This window comes from Aequitasia blattaphilus (assembly GCF_024721305.1).
GTDB classification, from domain to species: Bacteria; Bacillota; Clostridia; order Lachnospirales; family Lachnospiraceae; genus Aequitasia; species Aequitasia blattaphila.
The window spans coordinates 94804-107427 of sequence record NZ_JAMXOD010000005.1 but is presented as its reverse complement, the minus strand read 5'-3'; the positions used below and the strand labels follow the sequence as shown (position 1 = coordinate 107427).

Below are 12624 nucleotides of genomic sequence, written 5' to 3'. Positions count from 1 at the left end.
CCAATATCAGATAATATCTATAAAATGATACCATACTTAGCTACATTAATTGTATTAGTGCTTTTCTCAAAGAATTCTCAAGCACCTAGAGCCGAGGGGATTCCATATGATAAAGGAAGCAGATAAAGAAAAGGAGATTGATAATGAGAGAACAAGATATTTTAGCACATGTAGACCATACTTTATTAAAAGCAACTGCCACATGGGAGGAAATACAAAAGATTTGTGAAGAATCTATGGAATATCAAACAGCAAGCATCTGTATTCCGGCTTGCTATATTCGAAGAATCCATGAGAAGTATCAGAACCGGGTAAATATTTGTACTGTTGTAGGGTTTCCACTAGGTTATAGTGTAACCCAATCAAAGATTGCCGAGGTCAGAAAGGCTTTGGAAGATGGAGTAAATGAAATCGACATGGTGATTAATATATCCGATGCAAAAAACCATGATTTTACGAAAATCGAAGAAGAAATATTCTTACTGAAAAAGGAAGTGGGAAATAAGATTTTAAAGGTAATTATTGAGACTTGCTATTTGACAGAGGAGGAAAAAATTGCTTTGTGTAAGGCGGTAACTAATGCAGGTGCAGATTTCATTAAGACAAGCACAGGATTTGGTACCGGTGGTGCTACTATAGAAGATATTAAATTGTTTAAAAAACACATTGGTCCAAGGGTGAAAATTAAGGCAGCAGGGGGAATAAGATCAGTAGAGGATATGGAAATGTTCTTAGAGGAAGGATGCGAAAGACTAGGAACAAGTTCAGCAATTGCATTACTCAAAGGAAATCGTGCAAAGGATTATTAGGAGGACGCTAGATTATGAAATATGCAGAAGAAGGTTTACAATATCATATCGGAGTAAGGAAGGGAGATGTGGGGAAATATGTGATTCTTCCTGGGGATCCTAAAAGGTGTGAGAAAATAGCAAAACATTTTGAAAATCCCCAATTAGTGGCAGATTCAAGAGAGTATGTTACTTACACAGGATATTTAGAGGGAGAAAAGGTTAGTGTGACATCTACAGGCATTGGAGGACCTTCGGCATCGATTGCAATGGAAGAATTGGTGAAAGCCGGAGCAGATACATTTATCCGCGTGGGTACGTGCGGGGGGATGGACTTAGAAGTGAAAAGCGGAGATCTTGTTATTGCCAGCGGAGCAATCCGTATGGAAGGGACTTCCAGAGAATATGCTCCGATTGAGTTCCCTGCTGTTGCAGACATCCAAGTGGTGAATGCTCTGATGGGAGCGGCAAAAAAGTTAGATTTTTCAAACCATGTAGGAGTGGTACAGTGCAAGGATTCATTCTATGGGCAGCATGAGCCAGATAAAATGCCGGTAAACTACGAATTGATGAATAAGTGGAATGCATGGTTAAGATTAGGGTGTAAGGCATCGGAGATGGAATCGGCAGCATTGTTTATTGTGGCAAGTTATTTAAGAGTAAGGATGGGGTCGGTTTTTCTTGTGGTAGCCAATCAGGAAAGAGAAAAGGAAGGGCTGGAAAATCCGGTTGTACACGATACAGAGAAGGCAATTGTAGCAGCAGTTGAGGCAATTCGCACATTGATTAAGCAAGATAAAGAGTAAACGAAAAAAATGCGTTGGTTTTCATACCAATGCATTTTTTATTAACAATTATTAACAACTCACGTGAGCTACTTTGACAATGGTAAAATAGGAGAAAGAAATGGATTTAGTGAGGAGGGAAATGACTATGAGGAGAGGATTGAGTCTAATATTGATTTTATCACTGTCAGCACTGCTCTTTTCAGCCTGTGGAAGAGAGAATAAAAGGATTTATTCCAATGCCAAGGGTGAGATGACAGTGGAAGAGTTTGGTATGAAAGATAAGAAAGAGGCTTATAAGGAAAATGGATTTGTTCTAAAAGAAGAAACATTCCGAAAAGGCAATGATTTGACACCTCGCATAGCGAAAGATGGGTCAGACATAGTGATGCAGTTGGGAAGTGATACCTATCCAGAAGATGAAAGCGCATACGGCATAGAGGAAGATGTCATGAAATTGAAGGTGAGTTTTTCTTTGTCAGAGGAAAGAAAAGGAGAGGTCAAGCTCTTTGTTAAAGATAGTGGAGAGACGGAGTACGTTTCCCGGCATGAATTTGATTTGAGAGGCAGTACGAACTATTTTGAAGGATATGTTCGAATGAATAAGGAGTATAAACTGCCGCTTTACTATGAATTCACAATTGATGAGAAGTTGGTATCTAATGGAGTTTATACAGGTGCAATCGATGAATTAGGAGAGCAGCCAGAGGAGGAAACGACGTATGAAGAAGATAATTAGTGTTCTAATCCTTGTATTTATCTTGCTCCTGACAGGATGCTCTGTATCGAAGACAGGAGCCCAGACAAAGGCAATTGAAGAAGCGCTGAATCAACTTGTAGAGAATCATGAAGTGTTTTGCTATTTCAAATGTGAAGATATAAAGGGACAGATCAAGAAGCAGGAAAAGACCCAGAAAGAAAAAGAGAAGGCTGTGTATACGATTGTAGCGGAGGTGCCGGATTTATCAGAAGTGCCTTTTGAGCAATTAGAAAGTGATTTTTCTTCTTCGGATATATATAGTGGTACTACTTTTGGCTTTGAGAAGGAGTACAAGGAGATAACAAATAAGGGGCTGAAAGAAATTGTATTGAAGGATGAAAATATCAAATGGAAAGAAGAGAAAATTAGATTTCATCTTACTAAGGGAAAGAAGGGCTGGGTGGCTACAGTAGAGAAAAAGGACGGTGAAATGCTTGCAGATGCAGCAAGAAGGGAAATATGGAGTGCTTCAGACCGCTATATGAAGATGGATAAGGAATATCATAAGGTTTATGTAGAAAGTGAGGTTCGCTCACAGCTAGAAGAAGTCTTTAGTGAAATGCAATACCGCATTTCTACAGATATCGAAGAGATAACCCAGAAAGATGATGATGTTTTCCACATAAAACTAACATATTATAATCCTGAAGAAGTATATAAAGGAATCTTGGATAATTTTTATGATGAGTATGCCAAAGAAGGCCGAAATGGTTATAAGTTTATTACAGAAAAAGAATTTACAAGCTATAATCAGGAAAATTTTGAGAAGTATTTTAAAGAATGGAGAAAGGAAAAGCAAGCAAACAAGAAAGATGAGGATAGAGAGTCAGCAGAATTAACAGTGATTTTGGATAAAGAATTAAAGATTGAAATAACAGAAGGGATGGAGGAGCTGCAAAAAGCGGTATTGGATAAGAAGAAGTCTATGGTAGGGCAAACTCTTGCCAAAATTAACGAGGAATTTGTAATCCACGAGCAAGAGCGTCCGGCTACTTCTGTATTATCTGGAGCCAATACAGGAGTGTCCATTTTAGTAAAGAGTTCTCCTGATGTATCAGATAAACATATCGATTTTCAAAATGAGGGTGGTGCTTCTGTGCTAAAGGCCTTTATCCGTTCTGGGGAAGAATTAACCATTTATATACCTGCAGGGAACTATAGGATGATTCAAGGATGGGGTGATCACTGGTACGGAAACGACATTTCTTATGGACCAGAGGGCAACTATAAAACATCTAGTCAGATATTGAATGTGGTTGGTGGCAATTCCTATACACTTACCTTATACGGTGTGTCAGATGGAAATATGCCAACAAAAGGAATCGAATATCCATATTAAGAAATATAGCCCTATAGATGAATTTGGTTTTAGAAAAAATCAACCAGAGATATTCGGGGGATATTGCATCGAAGTTTACGATTACTTTAGGGGATGAGTTTCAAGGCCTTCTAAATAAAGGAGCAAATGTAATTAAAATAATTACAGAAATAGAAAATGAATTATATCCAACCTCTGTACGATTTGGTATAGGAGTAGGCGATATTACGACACGTGTGAATCCCGATATAGCAATTGGAGCGGATGGCCCGGGGTATTATCAAGCGAGAAGAGCGATAGAATATTTGAAAAAGGGTGAAAAGATGAATCAAAGCGGAAAAGCGAATATTCGATTGGCAGCAGATGGTAAAGAGCAAAGTTCTACGGAGTTGATTAATACAATTTTTTCTCTTGTAACAGCTTTAAAAACTTCATGGACAGAAAGACAGAGAGAAATTGTATGGATGATGCTGCAATGTTCATCCAGTCAAGTGAATGTTGCTAAAAAGTTGGGAATACAGCAATCTTCTGTGCAAAAAGGATTGGCGAATGCAAATTATTATACCTATAAAGATGCAATGAACACGGCAGAGAAAGCATTAAGCGAAATAAGGAGAGTCTATGTATAAGGAATATTTGCTCGTTCTAGTATGTGGTCATATTATCGGAGATTTTTATCTTCAATATGGTAATTTTAATTTCAGCAGGGCAATATGCTGCAATTGGACTGGTTCTTACAGCAAAGTCAATTGCCTGGTATGATAAAATAACGAAGGATCCGGAATTTTCAGAATACTATTTGTTGGGGACTTTATTAAGCACATTGGCAGCCATTGTTGTGTCTTTGCCATTTGTGTAGGTGGTAATGTACTATAAAAAGAACAAGATAATCACAGGCAACACTGGAAATCCAATTTATATGTGCTATCCTATATTGAAGCATAAAATAAAATGAAGAGGTGAAGACAGTGTTAAAAGGATGTTTGGTATGTTTGGGGATTGCAGTTCCGGCATATATTCTTGGAAATTTTTTTCCAGTAATAGGCGGTCCGGTATTTGCGATTTTATTGGGAATGTGTATTGGAAGATTGATAAAGGATCAATCAAGTTATGAAAAAGGAATTAAGTTTGTTTCGAAAAAGGTATTACAGCTTGCAGTTATTTTATTGGGATTTGGACTCAATTTGAGAAATATATTAGAGGTGGGAGCTCAGTCAATGCCAGTAATTATTTCGACGATTTCTGTATCCCTTATTGTGTCCTATATTTTGTCAAAGGCATTAAAAATTCCGGCAAAGACAGGAATATTAGTAGGGGTAGGTTCTTCTATTTGTGGTGGTTCTGCGATTGCAGCTACTGCGCCAGTAATTAAGGCAGATGAAGAAGAAATTGCGCAAGCCATTTCCGTTATTTTTCTGTTCAATGTAATTGCAGCCCTTATTTTTCCAACACTTGGAGATATCATGGGTCTTTCCAATGAAGGATTTGGTTTATTTGCAGGAACAGCGGTAAATGATACATCATCTGTTACAGCGGCTGCCAGTGCTTGGGATGGAATGCATGGAAGCAACACCCTGGCAATCGCTACAGTGGTAAAGCTGACAAGAACATTAGCGATTATTCCGATTACCTTTGTGTTGGCAATTGTAGAGGCGAAAAAGAGTAAAGAAAAAAAGAAAATGGGAAATGTTTTCCCAATGTTTATACTTTTCTTTCTCCTAGCTTCGGTAATCACAACGGTATTTCATTTGGATGGAACGATTGTACACGTTCTAAAGACCATGAGTAAGTTCTGTATTATTTTGGCAATGGCAGCAATTGGAATTAATACAGATGTTGTAAAGCTGCTGAAAACTGGCAAGAAGCCTATTTTGTTAGGATTTGTATGTTGGGTGGCAATTGCCTTGGTTAGTATTGCAATACAGATGGCTTTACATCTTAATTAGTATCGGTTAAGGACTTGATCCATTTTTCGATTGTCTGCGCTAATACATATTGTTGTTGCAAGACAGATTTGCCGATTGCAGGAACATCAGGAGCGCTTTCCTTCCTATTAAGGTTATCCTCCAGATACATTTTTAGAAGTTTTATATTACTTTCAATGTTATTCAAATATTCTTGTTGGTTTTTCTCTGGCATACTGTCCAGGTTTACAATAACTGCATTAAAATCCAAAAATATATTGATGGGTTTACAGGAAATTTCAAGCATTAATTTTTCAAATTCTTTTTTGCCGGAAGGGGTCAGGGAGTACACTGCCTTTTCCGGCATTTTTCCGTCTCGTTTAAGACAACTGGTGATATAGCCTTTTTTCTCTAATTGAATCACTTTCTTATAGATAGAAGGTGTGCTTATTTTCACCCATGCATTGCAAGTGCTATAAAGTATAGTAGTATATATTACAAACAATTAAAGGAGGAAAAGATACAATGAAAGGTAAGAACAAAAAAATTGAATTATTGGGAAGTGCACCTATTCCAAAGGCGCTTTTGGCCATGGGAATTCCGACAATGATTGGAATGTTAATGAATGCATTGTATAATCTTGTTGACGCATATTTTGTAGGTGGTCTAGGAGAAAGCCAGATGGGAGCGATAACGGTTGTATATCCTCTGGGACAGGTTATTGTTGGGCTAGGATTGCTATTTGGAAATGGTGCAGCTTCTTACATTTCCAGACTGCTTGGACAAGGAAACAAGGAGAAGGCAAATAAAGTTGTAAGCACCGCTTTATATGGAAGTCTTTTGGTAGGGGGCATTGTAATTGTTCTTTCTGTTATTTTTTTACATCCCATTTTGAAATCTTTGGGAGCCACGGAGAGCATTTTGCCTTATGCAGTAATCTATGGAGGGATTTATATTATTTCTTGTATTTTTAATGTTTTCAATGTTACGATGAATAGCATTGTGACAAGCGAAGGGGCAGCAAAAACCACTATGTGTGCACTGCTAACAGGAGCTTTACTCAATATGGTATTGGATCCAGTGTTTATTTATACATTCGATTTAGGAATTGCTGGGGCAGCTATGGCAACTGCAATTTCACAGATGGTGTCTACCCTTGTATACCTAATCTATATATTTGGAAAGAAAAGCCTATTTCAATTTAAATTTAAAGACTGTGAGTTTTCGAAAGAAAATATGTCAGAGATTTTCAAAATAGGTATTCCAACCCTTGTATTTCAACTTTTGACAAGCTTATCCATTTCCTTAATTAACAATGAGGCAGGAAAGTATAGTGATGGGGTAATTGCAGGGATGGGGGTAGTAACCCGGCTTCTGTCTATGGGAAGTCTGACAGTATTTGGCTTTATTAAAGGATTCCAGCCAATTGCTGGTTATAGCTATGGAGCAAAAAAAATGGAACGCTTAAAACTGGCGATTCGCACATCTGTCATATGGTCAACTGTCTTTTGCGTAGTGCTGGGCGCTCTATTTATTTTAGCAGCAAATCCAATTGTCTCACAGTTTACTACAGGAAATGAGGAAATGATTCGTATTGGAGTAAAATCTTTAAAAATAAGCAGCCTTACCTTTATGCTTTTTGGTTTTTACACAGTATATTCATCATTATTTCTTGCTCTTGGAAAAGGAAAAGAAGGTTTTTTCCTTGGAGCTTGCAGACAAGGAATCTGTTTTGTTCCGATTATTCTTATCCTTCCTCAAATATGGGGGTTAAATGGTGTTCTATATGCACAGGCAATAGCAGACGTACTGTCGGTAATCGTCGCAGCTCTTATGGCGGTCTCTCTTCATAAAAAATTAAATACCATTACTTGCAATTCTTCTTTAAAGTCAGTAGTATAGTAGTAAGAGAAGAAGAGGAGTAACACAATTTAATATGATAAAATTTGAACAGTATAAATTATCAAACGAAGTGTTGGAAGCACTTCGTTTGTTTGGCTATAAAACACCTACCCCAATACAAAATGCAGTGATACCTATTCTGCTGGAAGGGAAAAATGTAGTAGGTAAGGCACAAACAGGAAGTGGGAAAACGGCTGCATTTGCCATACCCATTTGTGAAAGAATTATATGGGATGAAAATGCACCCCAGGCACTAATCCTGGAGCCTACGCGGGAACTGACAGTTCAAGTACAACAAGAGGTGTTTTTACTGGGACGCAGGAAGCGTTTGAAGGTGGCAGATGTATTTGGTGGATTTCCCATTGATAAACAGATACAGACCTTACGACAGAAAACTCATATAGTAGTAGGTACGCCTGGAAGAGTGATGGATCATATCAGAAGAGAGAGCCTGCATTTGAACAAGGTAAAGTACTTGGTAATTGATGAGGCGGATTTGATGCTGGATATGGGGTTTGTCGAAGAGGTCAAAGAAATTTTATCCCGCATCCCAAAGGGATGTCAAATTTCTTTGTTTTCTGCAACGCTGCAGCCCAAAATACAGGAATTGGTAGATGACTATGTAAGAGAAACTACTGTTGTTGAAATGAAAGAGGAAAAGGCTTCTCAGATAGATGAAATAGGATATTATGTGACACAGGATGAGAAGTTTGAAGTATTTATAAAGGTATTGATAGAAGAAAACCCAAAAAGTTGTATTATTTTCTGCGGTACAAGAGAAATGGTAAATGTATTGTTTCAGAAAATGAAACGGAAAAAGATATTTTGTGGAATGATTCACGGAGAGATGGAGCAAAGGGAGCGTTTAAAAACAATGGCAGCCTTTAAACGTGGGGTCTTTCGCTACTTAGTTGCAACAGACGTTGCAGCACGAGGTATTGATTTAGAGGAGATGTCCCACGTTATTAATTATGATTTTCCAACAGGACGCGAAACCTATGTCCATCGGATTGGGAGAACAGGTCGAAATGGAAAAAGTGGAAAGGCTATTAGTTTTATTTGTGATACAGATATACATATGCTGGAAATGATTGAAAGCTATAGAGGTGAGAAAGTGCCCATTAAAGAGATTCCAAATCCAGATGAAGGAAAAGAAAAAGAATTTTGGAGTTCTGTGGGAAAAAAAGACAAGATAAAAGAAGAAAAAGGAGCAAAACTAAATCAGGGAATTCTTCGTCTGACGATTGGAGGAGGAAGAAAGTCTAAAATGAGAGCCGGAGATATTGTGGGTGCAATTTGCAGTATTGAAGGGATAGAGGTTACCGACATCGGAATTATTGATGTGCGGGAGAGTAAGACAAATGTAGAGATTTTAAATGATAAAGGGAAACATGTTTTCGCGACATTGCAGACAAAACCAATCAAAGGTAAAATCAGAAAAATAAAGATGTTAGCAAGATAAGAGTTAAGGGGATATTATGCAGAGACGATTTGATTTAAAAATATTTTATTTGACGACGAACTCTACGATACGTAGATTGTTTTCTGCTTAGGTTGTGCTAAACTTTACTTTGGAGGTGAAGATATGGATTGCGATAAAACAGGTCAATTGATTTTCAGAATTCGAAAAGAAAAAGGACTGACACAAAAGAATATAGCGGATTCTATGAATATTAGTGATAAAACGGTATCCAAATGGGAACGAGGGCTGGGATGTCCAGATGTATCCTTACTTCCGGAACTGGCAAATATACTTGGCATTGACATGGAAACTCTTCTGTCGGGGGACATGGAAGCCGGACAATTCGTAGGAGGCAATATGAAAAACATAAAATTTTATGTGTGCCCTTCCTGTGGGAATTTACTTACATCCACAGGAGAAGCAAACATCTCTTGTTGTGGGAAAAAGATTTCAGAGCTGGAACCAAAAAAAGCAGCTGAAGAAGAAAAATTGACAGTGGAACTGATTGAAAATGATTACTATATTACTTCGAATCATGAGATGACAAAGGAAAATTATATTCCATTTGTTGCACTTTTAAATGGTGATACTTTATTGTTAAAGAAGCAATATCCAGAATGGGGACTACAGGTCCGAATTCCAAGGATTAGTCATGGGAAATTAGTATACTATAGTACCACAAAAGGACTTTTTTACCAAATCGTCTAACAACACCTTGCGCTACTTGCAACCATATGATAGAGTATTTCGAAGAATACAAAAAAAGGAGTTAAGGGAATGGAAAAACAAGTAGTAGAGGTTAAGGTGGCCGATCCGTCCGCAATAGGACTTTTTGGCCTGGCGATGGTGACTTTAGTTGCATCAAGTCAGAAGTTGGGGATTACATCGGAGGTGTCTTATGTTTTACCCGTAGCAATTTTTCTGGGAGGTTTAGCACAGCTATATGCATCTTTTAGCGATTCAAAGCTAAACAATACCTTTGGAAGCACCGCATTTGGAGCATACGGTTTCTTTTGGTTGGTTGTTGCGTCAGACTGGCTGATAAAGTACGGTGTGTTTGGAAAAGAAATGAAGGACGCAATTGATATGAAGCAAATGGGATTTTTATACGTAGGTTATTTGATTTTCACTCTATTCATGACTTACGGAGCGGCAGGAACACATAAGGTGTTGTTTTCAATCTTTGTGTTAATTGACTTTTTGTTTTTAGGACTTAGTATGAGTTCTTTTGAAATCTTACCAGAATTTTCCCATACACTAGCAGCATATTCTGAGTTGTTAATTGCGCTTTTTTCTTTTTATGGATCAGGAGCAGCTGTTTTAAATGCTCATTACAACAAAGTAGTGCTGCCGGTAGGCAAAGCAATTATTCAAAGGGGTTAGAAGATAAAAGAAAGAGTTTGTGGTTTTGGCCTTAAACTCTTTTTTTAGTGGTAAAAATGAGATATAATAGTTTAAAACGCATAAGAGGAGCAGAATGAAATGAGCAAAGTAGACGTAAAAGAAATGCTGGAACATATTCCGGCAGTTGTATTTCGCCTAAGTCATGAAAAAGATAACTGGAAGACATTATATGTTACAAATAACGTGTCGATTTACGGATATGATAGAGAAGATTTTTTGACAGGTAAAGTAAAGTGGTTTGATCTGGTACATCCAGATGATAAAGTGGTGCTGAGTAAAACGATTAGTGATTATGAGACTGCAAATGTCAATGAGTTTAAACTTTACTATCGTCTCATTAAGAAAAATGGAGAATGCATATCAGTTGTTGAATACAACACAGTGAATCGGGATGAAAAAGGAAATGTAGTCACTTACGACACCGCTATTACAAGTGGACTGTATGATACCCTTGATGAAAAGCTTTTAAATAATCATTATAGACAACAAGTTGTTTTAAATGATATATTGCTCACTCTTCATAATTCTGACTTGGATCATGCCCTTCAGATTATTCTGGATCGAACGGGAGAGTATTTGGATACAAGCAGAGCACTGCTGTTTAAAGATGATGAGGAGCATATAACCTGTAAGGTGGTCTATGAATGGACGAATAGTGGCATCAGCTCGGTTATGGACTTGGATTACAATGTGACTTATGAAACAGGTATGCCGGAAATCTATGTTGCATTGCAAACAACAGGATCTTTACTGGTAGATTTTGGAAATATACCGGAAAACTGTAAAGAAGAGTTTGAAGCAGAGGGGTTAATTGCATCTGCAATATTTGCGGTTTATTTAAATGGGGAACACTATGGTTTTGTGTGTTTTGATGACTGTGTGATTGAACGTACATGGGATGAGGATACCGTAAGATTTTTAAACAATATCAGCAATCTTATTTCAACCGTAATCGCAAGACAGCATACAGACGAAGAATTGAATGAGAGTAGAAAAGCAGTAGAACGCATGGCATTTACAGATTATCTTACAAAATTGTCAAACAGATATTACTGTGATGAGCGTTTGAGCTTGGCTATGGAGGGGGCAATCAGGGAGAATAAAACAGGATATTTACTTTTCCTTGATATGGATGATTTCAAGGTGATCAACGATTGCTATGGGCATGAGTATGGTGATGCAATGCTTCAAACCTTTGCGAGCTGGCTGCAGGAAATATTCGAATCTCCCCATGAGGTTTTCCGTTATGGTGGAGACGAGTTTGTTATCATTTTAGACTATGATGTAGAGGTTGATATAGAGGAAATTCTTAAGAAAATACACAAAAGAGCAACGGAACCCTGGACGGCTATGAATAAAGAATTTTATTGTACACTGAGCGTAGGAGTTGCAACTTATCCAGGGGAAAACGTAAGTAGTAAAACAATTTTAAAGCGCGCTGATGTAGCTATGTATGAGGCGAAGAGAAGAGGAAAAAATCAGTATAAGATTTATGAAGAGGCTATGTCTGATTCTACAAAGATGAGATCCGATACCGAAGAGGTCTTAAGACGAGCAATGAAGAATGGATTCTCAGGTATTGAGATTCACTACCAGCCTATAGTAAATCATAAAAATCAAAAGATTGAGGGAGTAGAAGCATTGCTTCGAATTCGAGATCGAGATCAGGAGAAGGTACTTTTGCCAAAAGAATTTTTGGCTTTAGCAGAATACCTGGGACTTATTGTTCCGATAGGAGACCACGTTACGAGAACGGCACTGAATTTGCTTAAAAGGATTAACGAGTCAGGATATCCTGAGTTCAAAATGTGCTTGAATTTCTCAGAGAAACAAATACAACAACGAGATGTTTTGACTCGATTTGAAGAAATTCTGAAAGAAACAAAGGTGAATCCGGCCAATGTAATTGTTTCAATATCCGAAAGTATTGCGCTGCGTATACCTCACAGAATGCATTTAGTATGTAAAGGCTTAAGAGAAATCGGAATAAAAGTAACGATGGATGGTTTTGGAGGTGGAAACGCATCCTTCCTCCAATTGAAGGAGCTTCCAATTGATCAAATTACTACATCCAGGAATTTGATTCAAGATTTATCCAATCCGATATCCAGAGAGTTCTTGGAATTAATTATTAAGCTATGTCATTCAATGGATAAGGAAATCTGTGTGAATGGAATTGAGACAAAAGAGCAGTACGAATTCTGTATGGAAGGAAGCGAAGATAAACTTCAAGGCTTCTATCTTTACAAAGTAATTAATGAAAAAGAGTTGTTAGATATTGTAAATATGCGAGGCTAAAAT

Annotated in this window: 12 protein-coding genes and 2 pseudogenes; 13 read left to right on the top strand and 1 reads right to left on the bottom strand. The window is 37.6% G+C overall.

Annotated features, from left to right (window positions below):
• Positions 1-3 precede the first annotated feature (3 nt).
• The 8 genes and pseudogenes from NHH15_RS15745 to NHH15_RS05160 all read left to right on the top strand — a co-directional run.
• Positions 4-126, top strand: a pseudogene (locus NHH15_RS15745) (ABC transporter permease); the annotation flags it as partial.
• Between the two features lie 17 nt (positions 127-143).
• Entirely contained in the window at positions 144-809 is a 666-nt protein-coding gene (deoC, locus tag NHH15_RS05190; RefSeq protein ID WP_262065592.1) for a deoxyribose-phosphate aldolase, read from the top strand.
• Between the two features lie 14 nt (positions 810-823).
• Positions 824-1594 (top strand): uridine phosphorylase, encoded by a 771-nt coding sequence (gene udp / locus NHH15_RS05185; RefSeq protein WP_276008673.1) that lies wholly within the window; start codon positions 824-826, stop codon positions 1592-1594.
• 127 nt (positions 1595-1721) lie between these two features.
• Positions 1722-2312 carry a hypothetical protein gene (locus NHH15_RS05180; RefSeq protein WP_262065591.1) on the top strand — a complete coding sequence of 197 codons (591 nt, stop codon included), beginning with the start codon at positions 1722-1724 and terminating at the stop codon, positions 2310-2312.
• On the top strand, positions 2296-3672 hold the full coding sequence (locus NHH15_RS05175; RefSeq protein ID WP_262065590.1) for a hypothetical protein: 1377 nt from the start codon (positions 2296-2298) through the stop codon (positions 3670-3672). Before NHH15_RS05180 ends, NHH15_RS05175 begins: the two co-directional genes overlap by 17 nt.
• A 17-nt stretch (positions 3673-3689) precedes the next feature.
• The gene (locus NHH15_RS05170; protein WP_262065589.1) at positions 3690-4280 is read left to right on the top strand and encodes a SatD family protein; all 591 of its coding nucleotides are present in this window, start codon (positions 3690-3692) and stop codon (positions 4278-4280) included.
• Between the two features lie 56 nt (positions 4281-4336).
• On the top strand, positions 4337-4510 hold the full coding sequence (locus NHH15_RS05165; RefSeq protein ID WP_262065588.1) for a hypothetical protein: 174 nt from the start codon (positions 4337-4339) through the stop codon (positions 4508-4510).
• 100 nt (positions 4511-4610) lie between these two features.
• Positions 4611-5597, top strand: coding sequence for a YeiH family protein (locus NHH15_RS05160; protein WP_416386573.1), 987 nt, complete (start codon positions 4611-4613; stop codon positions 5595-5597).
• Here NHH15_RS05160 and NHH15_RS05155 read toward each other — a convergent pair.
• A pseudogene (locus NHH15_RS05155) lies at positions 5590-6051 on the bottom strand (PadR family transcriptional regulator); the annotation flags it as partial. The gene NHH15_RS05160 and the pseudogene NHH15_RS05155 sit on opposite strands and share 8 nt — an antisense overlap.
• Positions 6052-6080: 29 nt before the next feature.
• Between NHH15_RS05155 and NHH15_RS05150 the strand changes: the two are divergent.
• The 5 genes from NHH15_RS05150 (at position 6081) to NHH15_RS05130 (ending at position 12621) form a co-directional block, all read left to right on the top strand.
• Complete coding sequence (locus NHH15_RS05150) at positions 6081-7457, top strand: MATE family efflux transporter (RefSeq protein WP_262065586.1); 1377 nt, start codon at positions 6081-6083, stop codon at positions 7455-7457.
• A gap of 34 nt (positions 7458-7491) precedes the next feature.
• Positions 7492-8919: a DEAD/DEAH box helicase gene (locus NHH15_RS05145; RefSeq protein ID WP_262065585.1), complete on the top strand. Its 1428-nt coding sequence runs from the start codon at positions 7492-7494 to the stop codon at positions 8917-8919.
• 123 nt (positions 8920-9042) lie between these two features.
• Entirely contained in the window at positions 9043-9627 is a 585-nt protein-coding gene (locus tag NHH15_RS05140; protein ID WP_262065584.1) for a helix-turn-helix domain-containing protein, read from the top strand.
• 69 nt (positions 9628-9696) lie between these two features.
• Entirely contained in the window at positions 9697-10302 is a 606-nt protein-coding gene (locus NHH15_RS05135) for an acetate uptake transporter (RefSeq protein ID WP_262065583.1), read from the top strand.
• 99 nt (positions 10303-10401) lie between these two features.
• Positions 10402-12621, top strand: coding sequence for an EAL domain-containing protein (locus NHH15_RS05130; RefSeq protein WP_262065582.1), 2220 nt, complete (start codon positions 10402-10404; stop codon positions 12619-12621).
• Positions 12622-12624 lie beyond the last annotated feature (3 nt).